Genomic DNA, 22,014 nt, shown 5'->3' on the forward strand with positions numbered 1-22,014 from the left:
AGCTGATCATGAATGCATATATGGCCGAGTTTATTGGCACGGCGCTGCTGATTCTTTTTGGCAATGGTGTGGTGGCCAACGTCGTGCTCCCGCGCACCAAAGGGAATAACGGCGGCTGGATCGTGATTGCCGCCGGCTGGGGGATCGCAGTTTTCATCGGAGCCTTCTGCAGTCAGCAGTACAGCGGCGCTCACATCAACCCAGCGGTCAGCCTGGCAATGCTGTTGGCCGATCGACTGACACCAGCCGACGCGGCCGGTTACGTACTCAGCCAAATGGCTGGTGCGATGGTTGGCGCGGTGCTGGTTTACCTTTTCTATCGCGAGCATTTCAAAGAGAGTAAAGATCCCGATGGTCAATTGGCTTGCTTTTGCACCGCTCCCAATATCCGCAATTATGGACAGGCGTTTCTGTGCGAGCTGATTGGTACTTACGTGTTAATCTTACCGATTTTTCTGATGGTCGATCCGAGCATTGCAATGTCGGCGGCAAACACCGACCTGCCGCAACTCGGCTTGGGAACCTTAGGACTATTGCCGGTCGGAATGCTGGTTTTTGGGATTGGTTTATCGCTAGGTGGAACGACTGGCTACGCGATCAATCCCGCCCGAGATTTGGGACCTCGCATTGTTCATGCCCTGTTGCCAATTGTCGGCAAACGGGACAGCGATTGGCGATATGCTTGGGTTCCGATTATCGGCCCGCTAGCTGGTGCCACGCTGGCCGCGCTTACCTTCCGCTTGCTGATTACTTCTCCCTAAGCAACTCGCTGTAAGCCCAGCGAAATAAATTGCGAGCATCGACATACCGGCCCCGCGAAGAATTCGCCTTGAGCACCACGACGATCAGCGCTTGCTGCTCAGATTCGCCACTGGCGACTAAGCAAGCTCCGGCAGCACTGGTGGTCCCCGTCTTAACTCCGCTAAAGCCCTCGATGGGCAACAAATCGTTAGTATTCTCCCACATGACGTTGCGGGTGTAGCCGCCGGCACCAAGCAATTGGCAACCATATTGGCGAGTCGCCACGAGCTGGCGGAACAAGGGGTACCGGCGAGCCTCGCGGGTCAGCTGGGCCAATTCGTTGGCCGTGGTCAAATGCTCAGAATCTGTCATGCCATGGGGATTGCGGTAAGTGGTTTCTGCCAATCCCAAACGACTGGCCGTTCGGTTCATCTCAGCGATAAAGCGGTCGAAGGGATCCGAGATATCGGGCAAAGCGGAGTATTCAGGGGAAGCCAGCAAGTGCTCACCAAAGTGCTCGGCCAGGGCCACGGCGGCGTCGTTTCCAGAGGGTAACAACAATCCATAAAGACAATCTCGCACACTCAATGATTCTCCCTGCCCAACTCCAGCCGTCGAGCCACGAGTGGCATCAGCTCGTTTTGAAAATGTTAGCCTCTCATCGAGCCAGGAGGGATTTTCCTGGCACATTTGCAAGATCACGACGGCCGTCATAATTTTTGTGGTGCTAGCTGGATGTAGTTTACGATCCGCTTCCTGGGACCATAGCACTTGACCTGTTTCTTCATCCACAATAGTCCACGCTTGACAGCCCACGATCGGCGGCCCGGCCAATGTGTCGGCTGGCTGCCGGGAGAGCACTTGAGAGTTAATCTCAGCCGGCGTAGGCACAGCTTCGGCCGTCATCACCAACGGACCGAGGGCTTGCCATGTTAAGATGTCGACGGTCCCGCTGACTTCCAAATTCTTCTTTTCCTGAAACCGCTTGACGGCAGCCAGGGTGGCGGGACCGAAATCGCCATCAACGTTCAAGCCAGCATCCGCTTGGCGATTCAGCGTCCGCTGCAAGGCTTCCACCAGTGGCCCCAAATCGCCTTGAGTAAGTGGGCGCGTCGCATCGGCTTGGGAATCAGCGGTTGCCGAAGGATTGAAATGATCGAAAACCACTCGGCCAATCCGACCACATAACAACTCGGCCGCGTTCTCATCGCCCCAGCTTTGATCAGCATTTTGGGCGGTCAATACGCAAATGGCGATTGATCCCGCCGGGCTAAAGATTAACCCCGCATCGGTCCGCACCGCCGACAACGCACCCGTTTTGTGAGCGAACGGTACGTTACTGGGCAACTGCCTGGCGAGCTTGCTACGATCATCACAGGCTAACAAATGATCCAGCATCGCCTCACAAGCGTCGGCCGAGATTAGCTCTTTGCGGTCGATACTTTCCAGCAATTGCAGCATATCACTGCAGCGCGTGCTGCCCAAACCATACTTCTGACTCCGCTCTGGAGATATCGAACTGCTCCCTCGATATACCTTTGAATGCAGTTGAGTTTCCGGGTATCCCAACTTGGTCATCGTTTCGGCAGTTTGTTGCATGCCTATTTTATCAATGACCAAATTAGTCGCCGTGTTATCGGAATAGACAATCATCAAGCGGATCGCATCTCGCAAGCTGCAACGGGTGCCGCCGCTGAAATGCGATGTCAAAATCCCCGACCCGGGAACTTTGTCTGCTTCCTCGAGCGTTAACAAATCATCCAGGTTGAGTTGCCCCGCGGTGGCTTGTCGATAAGCTTCAATCATCACGGGCAGTTTAATTAAGCTGGCCGTCGGCATCACCGCGTCGGCGCGATGCAAAAACTGCTTACCGCTGGATAGATGCTTGACTGCCACGGCGACTTGGCCATCATGCGCGGCGATCATTGGCGACAGTTTTTTAGCCAGCTCCAGGTCGTCACTTGCCGGGTCAGCAGCCAGCAACGTGCTGTGGAGAAAACAGCAGCAGAACAAACTTAGTAACACCCCAAACACTAGGCTGCGCAAAGATAACATATCAATCAATCCTGAAGGAAGTACTCATCATCATCCGCTCGGCACCACACGCTATCTGCCAAAATCTTGAATCCGCTTGGGCCTTCTGACCAAGACGTAAACAAGCGCACCGATCCAACTGGCGAAGATGATGACCAGAATCCAAACTAGTTTGTCATTCCCCTCGGAAGACTCTTTGGTAGCGCAATCGATGATCGCCCATACCCAAAAGATCGCGAGCACGAGGCCGAACAGGATAAAACAGAGCCAAATAAAGAAAAATATCGCGTGAAATTCATTCATGAAAGCGTCGCCCCTGGTGAGGGAGAAAGAGGGTAAGCTGTTAGGCTTCAAGCTCGGCATTCAATTTTAGCAGCTTTGCTAAATCGCTGGGGAATCGGCGGTATGCCATCAGTCGCAGCCTGTTTTTATGGGCGAATATTCTTTCGAGGGAACCGATATGCATTGGGCGGACTACGTGGTGCTCGGCTGTTATTTCGCCGGGATGATCGGCATCGGACTGTGGGCGATGCGAGGCGTGCGGGGGCAAGAAGAGTATTTCATGGGCAGCCGTGGTTTTGGCAAATTGCTGCAAACCTTTGCCGCCTTTGGAGCTGGTACGGGGGCTCACGAGCCGGTGACCGTGGGCAGGACCGTCTGGACTAGTGGTCTGAGTGGCGTCTGGTCGGCCCTGATGTGGCTGTTCGTAACACCCGTCTATTGGATCGTCGCCGTTTGGTATCGCCGTATGCGTCATCTCACGTTGGGCGATTGGTTTGTGGAGCGTTATGAATCCCGGACACTGGGTGCCGCATATGCTTTATTTGCGATTTTTTTCTACGCTTTTTACCTTTCCACGATGCTGTCGGCGATTGCCAAATTCGCCGCTCCGCTAATGGGCGTTGATTCCTTGCTGGGGATGGAGCTGAAGTACGTACTCGTACCCGGCTTGGCCCTGATCGTGATCGCTTACGGCGTGCTGGGTGGCCTCAAAGCGGCCTATTACACCGACTTGATTCAAGGGGTGTTCATTATTTTGCTATCAGTCCTATTGCTTCCGTTTGGCTTGCTGGCCTTGGTCAAAGCTTACGGTGATCCCTCCACGATGGGCATGATGGATGGCTTCCGGATTTTGCACGAGCGGGTTTCGGCGGATTATTTCAGCCTGTTCGCAGGACCGAGCGCGGGCGAATTCCCAGTCCAATACATTATTTCGCTCAGCATCTTGGCCCTGGTCGGCATCGTTGTGCAGCCACACTTTATTGCCACCGGTGGTGGATCGGCCAAAAGTGAAGATGAAGCCAGGATTGGTTTGGTCGTGGGTAATTTCCTCAAGCGACTATGCACCGTGGGATGGGCGTTAACCGCGCTGATCGCCTTGGCCCTGCTGGCGGGTAACGTAGAGATCGCGGCCGATCCCGACCGAGTTTGGGGGGTGGCTGCAAGGGAGATCTTGGGTCCGCTTAAACTGGGGTTAGTCGGATTGATGCTAGCCTGCTTGATGGCGGCCATGATGAGTTCCGCGGATGCTTACATGATTGTTACTTCCGCGTTGGTAACTCGCAACGTCTACGCGGCATTCATCAACTCCGATGCCAGCGAAAAAACTTACGTCTTGGTCGGTCGGCTGACCGGGCTGATCATCATCATCGGTGCCGCGCTCGTGGCCGTTACTATGTCCGATGTCTTTGGTCAATTCAAATTCGCGGTCGAATTGCCGATCCTCTTTGCGGCTCCCTTCTGGGTCGGCATGTATTGGAGGCGAGCCAACCGCACGGCCGTCTGGCTGACGCTGACGTTTTCACTGCTAACCTTCTTTCTCTTGCCAAATTTATTACCAGCGATCGCTCCCGACCTCAGAAGCAATCAAAACTTTTCGGTAGCGACGCACTTGGTAACCAGAACGACCACCCGCGAGGCGACCGCCGCCGATGTAGCACGCTATGAAGCTTGGCAGGCGGTTCACCAACAAGCCGTCGAGAATGATGACCAAGCGCTAATCAAGCGACTGGGAACCGCGCCACCGCGGGCAGTGATTGGCGAGCAGATCCAAGTGGTGACTCAACGCGGAGGCCAACCGATCTTCTGGAGCGAAGAATTAACCAGCCAAGGACCGACAACCTTGGAGACGATAAACCAATATAGCGAAGGAAACACGTTAGTTCTAATTCAGCGCAGACGGGGAGACTTCCAAGGGCAGGGGAGTTTTAACCTTGATTTCTTGATTTACCATTACTTGGGAATCGATTTAGCCGGAGCCTCAAAGGCCACAATCGAGACCTTACGTTTACCACCCCGCGTGCTAACACCCTTCTTAGTTTTGATTCTCGCCAGCTTTCTGACCCGCAGAAATAGTCAACAAACGCTCGATCGCTATTATGTAAAGATGAAGACCGAAGTTCACCCCGATCCACTCGTTGATCGCCAGAACTTGGCCGCCTCCTATGCCGATCCAAAGCGGTTCAACGATCGCCGGCTGTTTCCAAATTCCGAACTGGAAATCCTCAAACCAAAACGCAAAGATGTCATCGGCGTACTGGTTTCAATATTGGTATGCGTGGTCGTAATCGCTATGCTAATAGAACTTGCCCAGATTGGCAGCAGTTGAATCATCTTCATCGGTGGTAGTTCCGTCAGCATTTTAGCGGCATCGAAACATGGTCGTGCACCGTCCATAACAAGTCGACGCCGTGCCTGTAAGTCGCAGGCGAAACACGCAGACAGCCATTTTACGATTAAACTGCCGTTTTTCCGTTTTACATTCATGCTCGATGAGCCGTGTGCCTGAAGTCGTTTGAAACTGGACATCAGATCGGAAGTCGATGGAACCAGTCGACGCCCAACCTCAGGCGGCACTCGTACTGCCACAACCTTCGACCCCACACAGCTGAATGGTTTGGCGTTACGCGAAAATTCCGAGCTATGGCTTTTGGCTGACTGGTTTGATAGAATTCACTTGCGAATTTTTCGTCCGCTGGCGAGCTGGCCACTCATGACATCCAAATTCTGTTCGGCAAATGTGCTGGGGCGCGCGTTATCCGATAGCTGGCATCAATAAAGCCTGTTCAGGCCAACACGTAGCGTTCATGTGGATGGGGCTGGAATATGGTTAGTTTATGGCGATTAACGAAGATACTTCCGACACCTCGATCAGTTTGATCGAGCAAGCTCGCTGCAACGCGGCTGATGCTTGGCAAAAAATGTATGAGATTTATGCTCCGCTCGTTCTAAGCTGGGCAAGGCGTGGAGGACTGAAAGAAGAAGACGCCGCCGATCTCGTGCAGAGCGTATTTCAGCTTGTATCGACCAATTTGCCCCGATTTAAAAAAGCGACTCCTAGTGATTCGTTTCGAGGGTGGCTGTGGACGATCACGCGAAATGAGGTTCGAGGCTGGTATCGCAAACGAGCTCGGCATCATGGAATTGCAAGCGGGGGGACTGATGCACAAAATCAGATGCTAGCAGTTCCTGATTGGGCATTAAATGAAGAGGCGATCGAAGAAATCGAGCCAGATCCTCAAACTGAATCGCAGGTCATCCGTAGCGCGGCCGACCTCATCAAGCAAGACTTCCAAGGGAATACTTGGACAGCGTTTTGGCGATCTGCCGTCGAAGGCCACGCGACGGAGGATATCGCCGCCGACCTCAATATGAAACCCGGGGCCATTCGGCAAGCGAAATTGCGAGTACTCAAACGATTTCGCGAAGTGCTCGATGCTTAGAGCAGCCCCCGCACCACACGGCGATGGTCCAATCCTACTACAAAGACCGGGCCGTGCGCTCGACTATTCACGCAAAACTCTCGCAACCAAGCAAGTCTTTCCGTTTTCTCGTAACGCGGTTTCATTTAGATAGCGTGCAAGTCGTTCATTCTGTTCACATTTTCAGGAAGCGTGACGGCAATGAATCTCGGATATCGGCGGGTCAACTAGCTGGCAGAAATTGATGAGAAAATACTCAAAGATTATGAAATGCACTGATGTAAACTCCGAGCAATGTCTGCTGAATCAAGCGTTCAAAGACGCCTCTGTTGATGACGCAACGATTTGCTCGCTTTGCCACCTCAGCCTCCTGGCACTCGAAACACAGGCGAATCAAGTAGGTGCTTCGCTGCGCCAATGTGCTGATACGCCTCAGCAACTACCGGCACCCTTGGCCCCCAGTTGGCTTGAAAGTTCACGTCGACCATCCAAGCTTGAAGATTCCCCTATTGACCCCGACACTTGGCAGCGTTTGGGCGACTACCGACTTATTCGGGAAATCGGCCGTGGCGGCATGGGAGTTGTTTACGAAGCCGAACAGCTCTCGCTGGGCCGCAGGGTTGCTTTAAAACTTTTGCCAACGAGCCAGCTCCATGCCCCGAACGTTGCCGCCCGCTTTCAACGCGAGGCTGCGGCGGCCGCCAGCTTAAACCACACTAATATCGTTCCCGTGTTCGAGTCAGGAAGATTTGAAAACAACACGTTCTACTACGCGATGCAACTCATTGCCGGAAAGGGTCTCAATGAGGTTCGAGAAGAAATCAAGCGTTCTCGCTCCAAGGCGTCAGTGAGCACTGTTGCGACAACGGCCAACAATGAAACGCGCCCCCAACGAAGCACATCCGATGGTTCAATTTCCACGCACAACTCCGGCGAAAATCTACTACTCGACAAACCGCTCCTGAAGCCGTCACCGCTGTGGTCCACTGACTCAAACCAATCTCACTATCGTTTTGTCTCGGACGTTGGACGTCAGGCAGCCAGTGCATTGCAGCATGCTCATGAGCGAGGAATAGTCCACCGTGACGTCAAACCCGCCAACTTGATCATTGATGCACAGGGGGGAGTATGGCTAACCGATTTTGGGATCGCAAAGTGGCAAGACAAAGGATTAACCAAAACGACAGAAGCCCCGGGTACCCTGCGTTACATGTCACCTGAGCGTTTTGGCGGTTTGGCCGATGCACGCAGCGATATCTACTCCCTCGGAGCGACGATGTATGAGCTGCTCACTTTGACTCACGCTTTTACCGCCAATGACGACTTATTGCTGCTGGAGCAGATAAAGAATTCGCAGCCTCGCACACCGCGTTCCATTGACCCTTGCATTCCAATTGATCTTCAAACCATTGTCTTAAAGGCAATGGCTAAAGAGCCTCAGCACAGATATTCAACAGCAGCCGCGCTGAAGGAGGATCTTGAGCGCTTTCTTGCCGGTCGAGAAATTCTAGGCCGGCACGTTGGCGGTAGCGAGCGACTCTGGTTGTGGGCGAAGCGAAATACGGGGCTTGCCACAATGATAGCAATTGTTGTTATCGGCTCTTTTTCCGCCGGACTGATTGGCATGTCTCTAGCTTTTAAATTTAGCAATATGGCCGACGAACAGACTGCGCTAGCGCAAAAGGCCCAAAAGGCCGAGAAAGAGGCTCGTCGCAGCTTGTATTTTCTGGAGACCAATCTTGTTTCGATGAATTTGGAGTCGAATACCAGCGTTATCCGCATTCGAGATTTCCTTGGCAGGTGGACCCCAACTGCTAATGAGGAGGATTTTCGAGGCTGGGAATGGCATTTTCTGAATGCATTCTCTCGACGAGAAAGGCGGGTGATCGACTTAAAATCCCCTGACAATTCACGCTCGCCACCAATCTCATTCGGTATTGATTACACTCCTGACGGCACTGCCTTGGCGGTATCGCTCACCGATCAGGTTTTGATCCTGGATAGTAAGTCTGGTAAGGAAATTCTGCGACTTCCAAAAAACCAAGGGATTATTATCGCCTTGCGATTTAGCCATAGCGGAAATCTTCTAGCCGTGACCTCGGAGGATAAGTCTTTACGCATATGGGATTGGAAGCAGCGGCGACTCGTTCGGACGGTTGAATATGGAAATGGTTTAGGTTCGGTCAGTTGGCATCCAAATGACCAGGAAGTTACTTTTTTCTCCAATGGCTATGGCGACGAAGAAGATGCGATTCAAGTTCTAGATTTGGTCACGGGAAGCATTAGAAAAATATTCTTGGACGGCATCGGTCACCACACGCGGGAGACAGGTTACTCTCCTGATGGAAAGTACTTCGCTACGTCTTTGGGACAGCAACACGAAAGATATGCGATCGTAATCTTTGATACGGAAAACTGGGAGGTTATCGATCGCAAAGATCTGCACTCCGCCTATATCCTTTCAATCGCACGGCATCCTGGTGGTCAGAATATTGCCTCGGCGAGTATCGATGGAACGGCAAAGCTCTGGGAACTAGATTCTGGCGATAGCAGCGTACTATTTCAATCTTCAGATGGTATTGCCAGCGTTGACTGGTCCGGAGACGGTGATTACCTGGCGATTGCTGGCTGGGATTCCGGGGTCCGCATTTGGGATTTTCATGGCAAGCGACTCTGCGATTCGCTGCAAGGGCACGAAACAAAACTTCGAGCAGTGTCTTGGCACCCCCATCGACCTGAGGTTGCCTCCGTAGACTGGTATGGCCAATTGAGAATTTTTTCTCTCACGCAACCTGCGATCAATGAGTATTTCGTCATGTCGCGGGGGGCCAGAACTCCTTACCTCTCAGCGGATTGGCATCCCAGCATGGATACCCTCGGAACCTCGAACGACGGTGATTCCTATTTCTGGGACACATGATCTAATAGCTTTGTGTCAAATCCGAAATTAGTCAGGGGCAAGCAGAACCCTGTTTGGTCGAGAGATGGCAAACTCTTGCTGCAAGCACATGGCAACGGTGGCCTACTGCAGATCAAGAATGAAAGCGATGGCAATACAGAAACAATCGAAGTTGGCAATAGCTTTCGATTTTTCGCGTGGCATCGATACGAGGATGGAATTTATTTCACTGACTCCGCACACTTGTACTATGTCTCCAGTTCCCCCGGCACGTCGCCAAGAAAAGTAGCTGGTCCTTTTCAAAGCATTTTAGATTTCCAACTGTCGCCTGATGGCAAGCAAGCGGCACTTGCAACCATTGATACGTACACTCCGATTGTGGATCTGCAGACCGGCACGGTTGTACGAGAGCTTCCCATTCCACTGATCAGTTCGAATCTTGCCGTGGCTTGGAGTCCCGACGGTAAAAGCCTGGCAACTGGTGGTAGAGACCAAGTCACCGAGATTTGGGATACAGCGACCTGGGAACGTGCCAATAAATTACTCGGCCACAGTTATGAGATCACCGATATTGCGTGGAATCCGCGTTTGCCGCGACTGGCAACAGCAAGCAGGGACAAAACTATTCGCGTCTTGGAAACGAAGACGTTTCAGACCACGATTGTTTTAACAATGAACAACGAAGTTGGCAAAGTTTCTTGGAGTCCGGACGGGCTGCGTCTCGTCGGGGTTGATATTCGCGGCGCAATTAAGATTTGGGATGCTACCCCAAGCTACACCCTTGCTGACGACAATCCCTAATTGATCCTTGGTTATAGATATTGGTATTGATTTTTGTCGTTGGATTTTACGCGGGCAAAGGTTCGACTAACTCCAATGATTGTGCACAGTTCGAGATATGTGCCGAATGCGAGCGGGTGCTACGCTAAAGCAACACGCTAATCACTTCCGCTGATGAATCGCCCAGCGTGATTGGGCGGGCATCCGGTTTCATGATTGTTTGCGAAGGATCGATTCCCATGGCTGCATATATGGTATGCGTTAAATTCGCCGGAGTGACCGGACTCTCTGTCGCCGTTGCAAACGGCTGACTTCGCCCTGAGAGAACACCAAGATGCGCACCGAGAAGTTAGCGTTTGCGGGCTCACTGTCAACGAAGGACCGACGGTTGTCATCATAATGTGCGATTCGGTATCTTACACGCAGCGCGACCTGTGTGCCGGCTGGCGAAGTCACCGCAAGCATGGTCATTGAGAATCGCGGAGTGATGACATTTGATCAGCCAGGAGCATTGAGGAATTCGACTCAACTGTTTTCTCTTCTGACATTCGGCGGCGCGAGCTTGGTTGCGGGCCTTGCGGCGCCTTCTCAGATGGCAGACCGGATGCGTCAGACTGCACAAAACATTACTGTCGTTTACGTGATTTCAGTTTTTCTATTTATCGCCGCTCTTCTTATAGTGCTCGTCCTGGGTGGCGCGCTCTCCGGGGATTATTTCCCTGGAGTTGCTGAATAGAAAAAAGGGAAACACGTAAGAAGGGACTATTTAATCCATTCAAAAGCAAAAGGGACGGGAGTGAATGGCATTGTTGAGTTGTGGCGCGTGCGTTTTTTTCCCATTGACACAAGATGAATTTTAGGAATTTTCACGATCTCTTGTCTTCCGGCACTAAATCGAAATGAGTAGGAATAGGGATAGACGCATCGTCTCCTCCACTTAAGCATGCCTTGACTGGTGTTTTTCCGATAGGTTGGATTTGGCTCAGCCCACATCCAATAACTCCATTTCAGGCTCAGGGAGTGGTTGCGGCGGAGCGATTAATTGTCAGGCGAGACCTGGGCGGGCGGGGGAGTTCGCGGCACCTTGCGGTAATAACTGATCAATAAACCGGCGGCGATCGCGATCGAACCGACAGCCATTGCCGCCGAAACACGGTTTAACAATTGCAGGTATTCAATTTCTCCGGTCGCCAAATTGCGAACGATGATCACCATCACGTAAGCCAAATAACCGGTTGCGTCGGCCAAATACATCAAATAGCCGATGTTGCCCGGCTCGCGAAAGGCGGCGATAAAACGCTCAAACACCGTGGTGTGAAAAGCGACGTAAGGCACATAGGTACCCAAGCCGAGCAAGACCATGAAGGCGAAGGGGCTGACTAAGTCATAACTGTACAATATCAGACTGGCGATCACCGTTGCAAAACCGCCAACCAATAAGACCAACGCACCCAGGAACGCGTTGCGGTTGGAACGAATGCAAATCGCCAGACCATTAATAAAGACTACGCCAAACATCACCAGCGTCTCAGAGCGAGCGTAAACACTCGGCGTTTTCTCAAAACCCAAGTCCTGCCAAATTTCAACACCAAAGTCGTCGCGGATACTACGCCCGATGGTCAGCAACACGTAGATGGCAACGAGCCCCGACAAGCCCCAGCGGTGTCGCCAAAACAGCGACCATCGCAACTGTTTATTCATGGGCTGACGTGCCGACCGCAAAGCCACATCCTCCGCGGTTGGCGCAGGGATTTGTCGTAACATCCAAACGCACAGCAACAGCGGCGGCACGAACATTAAACCGACAAGAAAAGGCATCCAAAATTCACTGACTTGATATTGCTGCACCAGCGATTTGCCAATCGATTTAACCACGCCAGAGGAGACAATAAAACTGGCGCAGAGACCAGCGGAGAGTGCTTCGGTAAAGCGACGCCCTTCCAAAAAAGATAGCACCAGTCCAAATACGATCCCCAGAGGCAAGCCATTGAGGAACAAGAAAATCATGTTGTAGGGTGGAGGAACGACCGCAAACAACAGCAATGCCAATTCGGCAATGCCAATCAAAGCTAATACGCCGGGGGCTCGCCAAGCGGGACGAATTTCCGAAACGACTTTGATGCCGATGAATTTAGAAAGCGTATAGCCGGCTACTTGAGAAGTAATCAAAACCGTTTTGAATTGAATACCCAGCCAACTGAATTCTTCAAAACTTGCGGCCGTAAATGGCTTGCGAAAGCCATACATGCAAAAGTAAGTTCCGAAAGCAGCCGCGATGCAGTATGCTGAAAAGATGGGTCCGCTGGTCTGCGACAACCAGCGTTGCACCCCTGAACCACTGCTCGCCATGTCGGCCGGCGAGGCTACGAGTTCAACTGGCGACTCGAGGGGTTCAGGCAAGGTAGTCATAAACAAACAGTCGTTAGAGCAACGAGCGGCCGATAGCTTCCGCGGCTACGTTCGCCCAGCACGTAATTCCCGCTACAGGATGACAGCCGAAGCGGCCGCGGGAAACCCTGTTCGTGTTAAGGATTGATGAGAATTAGTGCTGAAAGTCTTGCACGAATTTCACCAACTCGATTACGTTCTCGACTGGGGTGTGCTGCAACACGCCATGCCCCAAGTTGAAGATATGACCCGGCCGTCCACCAGCCGATCGCAAGACCGCCTCGGCAGCTTGGAAAATCCTTTCGGGCGAAGCCAACAGCACCGTGGGGTCAAGGTTGCCCTGCACGGGACGCTCATAGCCAATGCGTTCCCAAGCCCGATTCAACTCAATGCGCCAATCGACACCGACCACGGTCCGATGATCTCCCTTGAGCAACGGCAATAGTTCGGGGTTTCCGGTGGCAAAGTTGATCACGGGGACGTGGGGCAGAATTCCGCTCAGAATCGACTCCATGTGAGGCAGCACCGATTGCTGATAGTCATGCGGCGATAGGCAACCGGCCCAAGAATCAAACAGTTGGATGCACTGGGCGCCGGCCATGATTTGCCGGTTCGCATAAGTCACGATCGCTCGGCTGAGCAATTCCATCAGGGCGTGCCAGCTCGCCGGATCGGAGTACATCATCCGCTTGGTGTGCAGATATTGCCGACTCCCGCCCCCTTCAATCGCGTAACTAGCGAGCGTAAAAGGTGAGCCAGAAAAACCGATTAGCGGCATCGTGGCTGGCAGATCTTGCCTGGTTTGAGCGACGGTTTGATAGACAAAATCAAGACTGTCGGCATCTTCCAATTCACGGACTCGACGCAAATCCTCAATACTGCGTAACGGGTTATGGATCACGGGACCGTCACCTTTGACAAACTCCAAGTCAAAGCCGAGCGGTTCCAAAATTGGTAACAGGTCGGAAAAGATGATCGCGGCATCCACCCCCAACCGGTCCACCGCTGTGCACATAACTTCGCTGCAGAGCTGTGGGTTCTTACAAAGCTCTAGGAACGAGGTTTGGGCGCGGACTTCGCGGTACTCCGACATGTACCTGCCAGCTTGTCGCATTAACCAGATCGGTGTCCGCTCAGTGGCTTCACCGCGACATGCGCGCATGAATAAACTTTGCTCGGAGGGGTGCGCGGGGGCATTCATCTGTGGCTGATCAACCGACTGGGGTGAAGGAGTAGCGAGCCGCTGTGATGCTCGCTGGGGAGATTTTTGGCGAATTAATTCGGCACTGCGGCGAGCCGTATCAACGACTAAGTGGCCCATTTTTGGATGCTCTGGCTCCAAATCAACCGGCAGTCCCGACTCATAAAGCATTTCCGAAGTGGTCGGCCCGATCGAAGCGACAACCGTTTGACGCAAGCAATCACGGAGTTGATCGACGATCCCCAACTGCTCGGCGACTCGCAGCATGTTAACGACTTGATGTGCCGAGGTCAGCATCAATACGTCGCGTGCACCAGATGCCAATTGACGAACGTTTTCTTCCAGCGGCTGGCAATCTTCGGGCAAATCCCAGGTGTAAACTCGCAATGGCACGACGGTCGCCCCGCGAGCCTCCAGCCCGGCAACCAAGCTGGTATTGGTAATTCCATATTCTTGCACCCCGACGGTTTGGTTGGCCAACGGGACGAAACTGTCCAGCGTTTTCAATAGCTCCCGCCAGGTGTTGGGTTCGGGAACGCGATGGGTCGGTGTCAGGCCCACCTCTTTCATCGCAGCCACCGGTTTGGGGCCGCGGCAGACGGTCGTAATGTCCGACAGGGCGGCTAAGAATTGCGGAACATCGACGTGACGCTCGATGGCCCGCAACATTTGGCGAAAACCGACCCCGGTGAGCAAAATCACGACCCCGACTTCGCCCGTGATCACGCGGTACGCGAATTCGATGGCGGGACGATTTGGCTCCAGCGGAACCTCTCGCATCGAAGGACTGACATAGGCAATGCCATGATATTTTTCGATCATCCGAGCCATATCGGCCGACCTGCGGCTCTCTAGGGCGGCCACGCGAAGACCACCAAAATCGGGTACTGCCATGGGTGCTCTTCGTACGGGTCGGAGGGATTCAGCCAGCAGTGAACAATCGTCTTTTATGATGATGCATATCGGTTTCCAGGGGAAGTGCCGGTCGCGAACTGTTCACACGATCAGCAGGACTGGCCTGAATCGCCCGCGTGCGACAAACTGGGGATTGGAAACTTGGACGGGAGATCGACCAGTTTTTTAAACTTTCCCAGTCAGTAATCGTCCCCCGCTGAGCCGTCATGCCCCGTCGCCAAGTCCGTCGTCCTCGTAAGCCAGTAGACATCAGCGGTATTCTGACGGAGTGTGACGAATTGCCAGCGGAGGTCACCAGTCAGTCGCTGTTCGGCAATGACGCGCCGCTGGAGATCGAAGTTGGTTCAGGAAAAGGGCTATTCCTGGCAACCGCTTCGGAAGAGCGCGGTGACCACAACTTCCTGGGGATCGAGATTGCCCGGCCTTACGCACATTCGGCGGCGGCGCGAGTCGCCAAGGCGGGTCGGGCAAATGTCAAACTGGCCGCCGGCGACGCGGGGCCGGTCTTTGCTTCACGGATTCCCGCCGGTTCATTGACCGCCGTGCACGTCTATTTCCCCGATCCGTGGTGGAAGAAAAAACACAAAAAACGTCGCGTCATCAACGAGACCTTCTTGCGGCACGCCACGCAAAGCCTCATCCCGGACGGAACATTACATTTCTGGACCGATGTGCTGGAATATTTTGAAAGTGCTTTAGAAGCGGCGGCACGAGTCACACCCCAGCTGGGGCCGCCGATCCCGGAAGAGGCTGCCGAGGCGGCTCATGATCTCGATTATCGCACACACTTTGAACGTCGCAGCCGCCAACATGCGATTCCCGTCTATCGTATCTTCTGGAAATTATCGTGAGTAAACTGACCCAGCCAATTAAATGGCATGGTGGTAAACATTATTTAGCAGAGTGGATCATCGGCCTGATGCCGCCCCATCTGCATTATGTGGAACCATTCTTCGGCGGCGGCTCAGTGCTGTTGACTCGCGATCCCGAACTGGATTGGATGCTCACTCCCGACGGTTTGCTGCCTTCTTTCCTGAAGGGCTGCAGCGAAGTCGTCAACGACGTGAATCGCGAGCTTACTAACTTTTGGCAAGTGTTGCGCGATCCCGAGTTGTATCCGCAGTTTCGCCAAGTGCTCGAGCTGACACCTTTCAGCCAGATTGAATGGGAGGAGAGCGAAGCGCGTTTGCAATCGACCGATCCCGTTGAAGCGGCCGCCGCCTTCTTTATTCGTGCCCGCATGTGTCGCCAAGGGATTGCGAAAAGCTTTGCCACGTTGTCTCGCAATCGCACGCGACGTCGCATGAACGAACAAGTCTCTTCCTATCTAACTGCAGTCGAGGGCTTGCAAGAAGTTCACCAGCGGTTGCGGAACGTGGTCATTCTCAATGACGATGCCTGCACGGTGATCAAAAAGCAGGACGGCGAAAACACGTTGTTTTATTGCGATCCACCCTATGTGCATGAGACGCGATCCACCGTCAACGCGTATGAATTTGAGATGGACCTGGAGCACCATCAGCGGCTGCTGGAAACCTTAGCTCAGGTTGCCGGCAAGTTCATGCTGAGTGGCTATCGCTGTTCGTTGTATGACGAGTTTGCCGAGAAACATGGCTGGCGTCGCGAAGATAAATTGATTGATAACAAAGCCAGTCGAGCCAAGGTTAAAGAAAAAAAGTGCGAGTGCCTGTGGATGAACTTTGCGGCTGAAGAGACAAACGGCGTACCATCGTTTAACAGTTAGCCGCAGGCGTACCATCATTTATCAGTTAGCCGCAGGCGTACCATCATTTATCAGTTAGCCGCAGGCGAACCATCATTTAGCAGTCAGCCGCAGGCGAACCATCATTTAGCAGTCAGCCGCAGGCGAACACGGTCTCGTGGTGGCGGATAAAAGTACGCCTGCGGCTGACTGTTAAACGACTTGCATCTGCACGTTACTAATCAATGCTTTTAGAACCCACGATGCGATCATAAAATTCTGGGCGGCGGTCTGCGAAGCGATCGATCACGTGCGCCCCGACGGTCCGTTCGATCTTCTTGTTTCGCGCCACGCTGAGATCGACTTCGGCGATGATCAACTCCTTGTCGGTTGCCGCCGCTCGTGCCAATTCGACCCCATCAGGTCCACAGATGGTGCTAAGCCCACAAAACTCGAACGTCTGTTCGCGACCGATTCGATTAGCGGCCACAAAGTAAAGGTGATTTTCCATGCTGCGGGCCGCGGGGACAATCTCTGCGGTGCGCCGCGCCGCGATCGGCCAATTTGTTGGCAGAGCGATTACGTCGGCCCCATGCAGAGCCAGCACCCGCATCGGCTCGGGGAACGAACTGTCGTAGCAGATCCCCAGCCCCACCCGCAGCTCTCCGGCTGAGAAAACTTGAAACGGCCGATCCCCAGCATCGACGAAGCGATCGACGCCCAAATGGGGCAAGTGAACCTTGCGGTAGCTGCCCACAATCCCCGCCGGGCCGATCAACGCCGAAGCGTTCCAAAGCTGCTCTCCCTCGCGTTCCAAAAATCCGACCACGACGTGCAGCTGCGGCGCTTGCGCACACGCTTCGGCCAATTGGTCCCAGAGCGGGTCATCGAGCGGACGTGCGAACTCAAACGCTTCCACGCGGCTGTTGAAGCAGTAGCCGGTCAGTGCGCACTCGGGAAAAACCAACAGATTCACCTGCTGGTCACGAGCTTGGGCGATCCAGTTGAGCACCTGCTCAAGGTTGTGATTGAGCTGACCGAGCTGGATATCGAACTGGGCGGCGGCGATTCGCATCGGGAATTTTTTGTTCAGGTAAATGGGCACTAGGAGCGAGTGATTACGAGCTGAAAAACCGGTCTACCCCCAGGTCGGGATAACCGTGATAATGATTTCCATGAATACTCAACAACATGATTATGACGTGATTGTGATTGGCACGGGACCGGGCGGCGAGGGAGCCGCCATGCAAGCCGTTAAAGGCGGGTTGCGGGTCGCTGTGATCGAAAAATATCAGCTAATTGGGGGCGGCTGCACGCACTGGGGAACAATCCCCAGCAAAGCTTTGCGATACAGCATTAGCGCCGTCAATCAGGCGATGAACAACCCCACGCTGCGGGAAATGGGGATTCATTTGAGCCCCACAATGCCGCAATTGCGAGCCAGCGGCCAAGCGATCATCAACCGCCAGGTCAGCATGCGACAATCTTTCTACGATCGCAACGGGGTGCCGATCACGCATGGCACGGCCAGTTTCGTCGATCCCCACACGATTGAAATCGAAGATGGCGAACGACTCTCCGCCGCCCACTTTGTGATCGCCACCGGCTCACGCCCCTATCGTCCCGAGGGGGTCGACTTTTCCCACCCCCGCATCTTTGATAGCGACACCATCTTGGGTTTGGATGCCAAACCCCACTCGATCACCGTTTACGGCGCCGGCGTGATCGGCTGCGAGTACGCGTCGATGTTTCGCAATTTGGGCATGAAAGTCAATCTGGTTAACACGCGCGACAAACTGCTGGAGTTTTTGGACGATGAAATCATTGACGCGCTCTCGTATCATCTCCGCGATTCGGGCGTGCTGATTCGTCACAACGAGTCGATGGAGCGGATCGAGGGGCTGAGTGATGGAGTGATTTTGCATTTGAAGAGCGGCAAGCGGTTGAAAACAGACGCTTTTCTGTGGGCCAACGGTCGTCAAGGAAACTGCGATCGCTTGCAATTAGAAAACGTTGGTTTAGAACCGAACAAGCGCGGCCAACTGGAAGTCGATTCTCAATTTCGCACTGCCGTGAATCATGTCTATGCCGTGGGAGATGTGATCGGCTACCCTTCGCTAGCCAGTGCGGCCTACACTCAGGGTCGCGCCGCGGCGATGCATATCATGGGAGGCGGCGACACCAGTTTACGTCTGCATGATATTCCCACCGGAATTTACACCAGCCCGGAAATCAGTTCGGTGGGGAAAACAGAGCGAGAATTGACCGCTGCCTGCATCCCTTATGAAATCGGCTTTAGTCAGTTCAAGAGTTTGGCCCGCGCTCAAATCACCGGTCAGACCACAGGCATGCTGAAGCTGTTGTTTCACCGCGAAACACTAGAAATTTTAGGAGTCCACTGCTTCGGTGCTCAGGCTGCCGAGATCGTTCACATTGGTCAAGCGATCATGAATCAACCGGCCGGGCAGAATACACTCGAATATTTCATTGAAACTACTTTTAATTATCCGACAATGGCGGAAGCTTACCGCGTGGCCGCTTTGAATGGCCACAACCGACTTTTTTAATCACGCTGCAGGGCATAAGCAAAAGTAAGCACATTCGGTAATCAACGATAGTTTTGCTATTTTTTGTCTGCCCGCCAATCATAGGATAATGTCATGCGCACCATGCTTTCTCGATTTCCGATGGGCCGCTCGCATCTGGCCAGCTTTTGCACTCGGCTATCGTGTCTAACTTTAATTTTCGCGATCTCGCTCGGCGGTTCGCTGCGAGCGGCCGATCCAAAGTTTGAGATCACCAAAGATGTGGTATATGGTCACAAGGCGGGCATGGCGCTGACATATGATGTGATTCGCCAGCCGGAGAAGAGTAACGGGGCGGCCGTTATCTTTATGATGAGTGGTGGCTGGGTGTCGAGCTGGATTGAGCCAGAGAGTTTTGTCAGCCCGGCATTACCGGCGGCTTTTGCTTCCTTCCCCCAACTGGTCGAGAAGGGGTACGCTTTAGTTATCATGCGACATGGTAGCGCGCCGTACTTTAAGGTACCGGACGCGGTGGAGGATGTCACCAAAGGGCTCGAACACGTTCGTTCATCGGCGGCACGGTTTGGCTTTGATCCAGCTCGGATTGGTGTTTTTGGAGCCAGCGCGGGCGGCCATCTTTCGCTGATGGCATCGGCGGCTCCCAAATACGGTGAACTCACTAGCGAGGACCGTTCCAAACAACGGATTGCCGCCGCAGTCGCCTATTTCCCACCAGTCGATTTGCGCGAGCTATTTAACCTATCGGGTCAATTTCCGGCATTGGATTTTGATCGCGACGAAGCCGAAAACGTGTCTCCGCTGCTGTATGTCACAGCGGATGACCCACCTACGTTGTTGGTGCATGGTGACGCCGATCGTCTGGTCCAACTATCGCACAGTAAACGTTACTTAGCCGCTTTGGAAGCTGCTAAGGTGCCAGCCGATTTAATGGTTTTTGAAGGGGTTGGGCATGGCTTTAGTGGCCAGGAAGCGAAACGAGCCACCGAGGCATTGATCGCCTGGTTTGATAAATATCTAGCTGCGAATTCGAAGGCGGCTAATTCTGATGCTACGGATAATTGATGGCTACGAGCAGCGAGGGAGCCTTGCGGGATCCATGCGGTCCGAGTGGTTGTGGTCATTCTCATGCGGCGCCACCTGGCTTACCTTGGTTGTCGGGCGAGCGCGTTGAGTTAGGGTTTGCAATCGCTGCGGCGTCCACGTTGATCATCGGCTGGAGTTTATCTCTGGCCGGCAGCGGGATGGCCGACGTGGCTTGGTATATCCTCTTGGCCTCCTATTTCTTTGGAGGTTTTTTTGCCGTCGTGGAGTCTTACCAGAGCCTTCGGCAGGGGCGGTTCGAGATTGACTTTTTGATGGTTGTGGCTGCTTGCGGCGCAGGCGCGCTGGGGGAGTGGGTCGAAGGGGCTTTGTTGTTAACGCTGTTCAGCATTGGGCATGCGTTGGAACATTACACGATGGGCCGAGCGCGGAAATCGATCGCCAGCTTGGGAAAGCTCCGCCCCCATTCGGCCATCGTACTGCGTGACGGACAGGAGCAAGAGGTTCCGGTCGAGACGTTGGCAATTGGCGATATTGTCGTCGTCGGACCTGACTCCACAATCGCTGCCGACGGAGTGGTAATCGCGGGGGAGAGTGGTGTCGATCAATCGCCGATCACCGGGGAAAGCGTACCGGTCGATAAATCGCCAGCGGTCGATTTTCATCCTGACACATCGAATGACCAGTGGGTCGATGCCTCCCACCGCGTGTTTGCCGGCACGATCAACGGAGCCGGTTCGTTACACATCCACGTGACTCGCAAAACGGCGGACACAACACTTTCGCGACTGATGCAATTAGTGACGGAGGCCGAGTCGAAACGCTCGCCCACGCAGCGTCTGACTCACGCCTTTGAACGCTTTTATGTGCCAGGCGTGTTAGTGATGGTTCTCATCTTATTGACCGCGCCGCTGGGTGTGATGAGCGAACCTTACGCGACGACTTTCTATCGCGCGATGGCCGTGTTGGTGGCTGCCAGTCCATGCGCGTTGGCCATCGCCACCCCCAGCGCGGTGCTCAGCGCCGTCGCGCGGGCCGGCAACAGCGGGCTGTTATTCAAAGGAGGCGGACCGCTGGAGCTACTTGGTAAAGTCGACACGATCGCCTTTGATAAAACCGGAACGCTGACCACCGGCAAACCTCAGCTGACCGACCTTGAGCCGGTCCGGGGCGTTTCGGCAGAACATCTGCTGGCGACCGCCGCGGCGGTTGAACGGTTGAGCCCGCATCCGCTGGCCCGCACCGTTTGGCTGGCCGCCTGTGAGCGTCTCGGCAGTGAAGCTGTCCCTCACGCAACCGGGCTAAAAAGCTTGACCGGACAAGGGGTGCAGGCCTATCTGGGCGACCAATTAGTCAGCGTCGGTAGCGAAGCGATGTGGCAACAAGCAGACCAGCCCCAACAGTTACCACGCGAAGTTAGCGAGATTGTCCACCGCCTACGTGAGGCGGGACGCACGATCATGATCATCCGCAGCGGTGATGATTTTTTAGGAGTTTTGGGGCTGTTAGATGTTCCCCGCCCGGCGGCCGTGAACACGATTCAAGCATTAAGGGAACTTGGGATCCGCCGGATGGTGATGCTGTCGGGCGACCATCAAACGGTGGCTCAGCAAATCGCCCACAGCGTCGGCTTGGATGAAGCGGTGGGAGATTTGATGCCTGAGGAAAAAGTCCAAGCGATCTTGGCCATGAATGAACACGCGTTGACGGCCATGGTGGGCGATGGTGTGAATGACGCCCCGGCGATGGCTTCGGCTGGTGTCTCACTCGCCATGGGCGCGGCAGGTTCAGATGTGGCTTTGGAGACAGCCGATGTGGCGCTGATGGGTGACGACTTGGCAGGACTGCCTTTCGCGATTCGCTTGAGCCGACAAACCAGCAAGATCATTCGGCAGAATTTGTGGATCAGCTTAGGCATGATTGCCGTGTTGGTGCCGGCCACGATCTGGGGCTTGAACTTGACCGCGGCCGTCGTGTTTCACGAAGGCTCAACGGTTGTCGTGGTGCTCAACGCACTCCGCTTGCTGGGCTTTCGCAAGTAAATCTAACAGGTAGAGATCGGCCCG

At 53.9% G+C, this 22,014-nt stretch carries 16 protein-coding genes and 1 pseudogene; 11 read left to right on the top strand and 6 right to left on the bottom strand.

The window, feature by feature from the left end; translation table 11 throughout:
- Positions 1–8 precede the first annotated feature (8 nt).
- On the top strand, positions 9–761 hold the full coding sequence (locus tag SH139x_RS27990) for an MIP/aquaporin family protein (protein ID WP_488353011.1): 753 nt from the start codon (positions 9–11) through the stop codon (positions 759–761).
- On the opposite strand, the gene SH139x_RS27995 is transcribed toward SH139x_RS27990, so the two are convergent.
- Positions 748–2,796: a serine hydrolase gene (locus tag SH139x_RS27995; RefSeq protein WP_488353012.1), complete on the bottom strand. Its 2,049-nt coding sequence runs from the start codon at positions 2,794–2,796 to the stop codon at positions 748–750. The genes SH139x_RS27990 and SH139x_RS27995 overlap by 14 nt on opposite strands.
- A gap of 51 nt (positions 2,797–2,847) precedes the next feature.
- A complete protein-coding gene (locus SH139x_RS28000) occupies positions 2,848–3,078 on the bottom strand; it encodes a PLDc N-terminal domain-containing protein (RefSeq protein WP_488353013.1) in 231 nt (76 codons plus the stop codon).
- Between the two features lie 157 nt (positions 3,079–3,235).
- Here SH139x_RS28000 and SH139x_RS28005 point away from each other — a divergent pair, with 157 nt between their 5' ends.
- The 4 genes from SH139x_RS28005 to SH139x_RS28020 all read left to right on the top strand — a co-directional run bounded on the left by SH139x_RS28005 (position 3,236) and on the right by SH139x_RS28020 (position 10,176).
- On the top strand, positions 3,236–5,383 hold the full coding sequence (locus SH139x_RS28005; RefSeq protein WP_488353014.1) for a sodium:solute symporter family protein: 2,148 nt from the start codon (positions 3,236–3,238) through the stop codon (positions 5,381–5,383).
- Positions 5,384–5,891: 508 nt separating this feature from the next.
- Complete coding sequence (locus SH139x_RS28010; RefSeq protein ID WP_488353015.1) at positions 5,892–6,497, top strand: RNA polymerase sigma factor; 606 nt, start codon at positions 5,892–5,894, stop codon at positions 6,495–6,497.
- A 430-nt stretch (positions 6,498–6,927) separates the two neighbouring features.
- Positions 6,928–9,396 carry a protein kinase domain-containing protein gene (locus SH139x_RS28015; RefSeq protein WP_488353016.1) on the top strand — a complete coding sequence of 823 codons (2,469 nt, stop codon included), beginning with the start codon at positions 6,928–6,930 and terminating at the stop codon, positions 9,394–9,396.
- A 75-nt stretch (positions 9,397–9,471) separates the two neighbouring features.
- On the top strand, positions 9,472–10,176 hold the full coding sequence (locus SH139x_RS28020) for a WD40 repeat domain-containing protein (protein WP_488353017.1): 705 nt from the start codon (positions 9,472–9,474) through the stop codon (positions 10,174–10,176).
- 124 nt (positions 10,177–10,300) lie between these two features.
- Here SH139x_RS28020 and SH139x_RS28025 read toward each other — a convergent pair.
- Positions 10,301–10,474, bottom strand: a pseudogene (locus tag SH139x_RS28025) (DUF1501 domain-containing protein); the annotation flags it as partial.
- 165 nt (positions 10,475–10,639) lie between these two features.
- Here SH139x_RS28025 and SH139x_RS28030 point away from each other — a divergent pair.
- Positions 10,640–10,891 (top strand): hypothetical protein, encoded by a 252-nt coding sequence (locus SH139x_RS28030; protein WP_488353018.1) that lies wholly within the window; start codon positions 10,640–10,642, stop codon positions 10,889–10,891.
- Positions 10,892–11,193: 302 nt separating this feature from the next.
- Here the strand turns inward: SH139x_RS28030 and SH139x_RS28035 are convergent, their stop codons facing one another.
- Positions 11,194–12,564, bottom strand: coding sequence for a DUF5690 family protein (locus SH139x_RS28035; RefSeq protein ID WP_488353019.1), 1,371 nt, complete (start codon positions 12,562–12,564; stop codon positions 11,194–11,196).
- A gap of 133 nt (positions 12,565–12,697) precedes the next feature.
- The gene (gene hemE, locus SH139x_RS28040; RefSeq protein WP_488353020.1) at positions 12,698–14,638 is read right to left on the bottom strand and encodes a uroporphyrinogen decarboxylase; all 1,941 of its coding nucleotides are present in this window, start codon (positions 14,636–14,638) and stop codon (positions 12,698–12,700) included.
- Between the two features lie 227 nt (positions 14,639–14,865).
- Here hemE and trmB point away from each other — a divergent pair, with 227 nt between their 5' ends.
- Both trmB and SH139x_RS28050 read left to right on the top strand, forming a co-directional pair.
- Positions 14,866–15,510, top strand: a complete 645-nt coding sequence (gene trmB / locus SH139x_RS28045) for a tRNA (guanosine(46)-N7)-methyltransferase TrmB (protein ID WP_488353021.1) — start codon at positions 14,866–14,868, stop codon at positions 15,508–15,510.
- A complete protein-coding gene (locus SH139x_RS28050) occupies positions 15,507–16,403 on the top strand; it encodes a DNA adenine methylase (protein WP_488353022.1) in 897 nt (298 codons plus the stop codon). The genes trmB and SH139x_RS28050 overlap by 4 nt, the downstream gene beginning before the upstream one ends.
- Positions 16,404–16,599: 196 nt before the next feature.
- Here the strand turns inward: SH139x_RS28050 and SH139x_RS28055 are convergent, their stop codons facing one another.
- Positions 16,600–17,436 carry a carbon-nitrogen hydrolase family protein gene (locus tag SH139x_RS28055; protein ID WP_488353023.1) on the bottom strand — a complete coding sequence of 279 codons (837 nt, stop codon included), beginning with the start codon at positions 17,434–17,436 and terminating at the stop codon, positions 16,600–16,602.
- Positions 17,437–17,536: 100 nt separating this feature from the next.
- On the opposite strand from SH139x_RS28055, the gene sthA reads away from it, so the two are divergent.
- The 3 genes from sthA (at position 17,537) to SH139x_RS28070 (ending at position 21,990) form a co-directional block, all read left to right on the top strand.
- Positions 17,537–18,928: a Si-specific NAD(P)(+) transhydrogenase gene (gene sthA, locus SH139x_RS28060; RefSeq protein WP_488353024.1), complete on the top strand. Its 1,392-nt coding sequence runs from the start codon at positions 17,537–17,539 to the stop codon at positions 18,926–18,928.
- Between the two features lie 93 nt (positions 18,929–19,021).
- Complete coding sequence (locus SH139x_RS28065; RefSeq protein ID WP_488353025.1) at positions 19,022–19,969, top strand: alpha/beta hydrolase; 948 nt, start codon at positions 19,022–19,024, stop codon at positions 19,967–19,969.
- Positions 19,969–21,990 carry a heavy metal translocating P-type ATPase gene (locus tag SH139x_RS28070; protein WP_488353026.1) on the top strand — a complete coding sequence of 674 codons (2,022 nt, stop codon included), beginning with the start codon at positions 19,969–19,971 and terminating at the stop codon, positions 21,988–21,990. Before SH139x_RS28065 ends, SH139x_RS28070 begins: the two co-directional genes overlap by 1 nt.
- The last annotated feature ends 24 nt before the right edge of the window (positions 21,991–22,014 follow it).

Origin of the sequence: Kothea flammea (assembly GCF_052161645.1) — a bacterium.
Lineage (GTDB): Bacteria > Planctomycetota > Planctomycetia > Pirellulales > Pirellulaceae > Laterigemmans.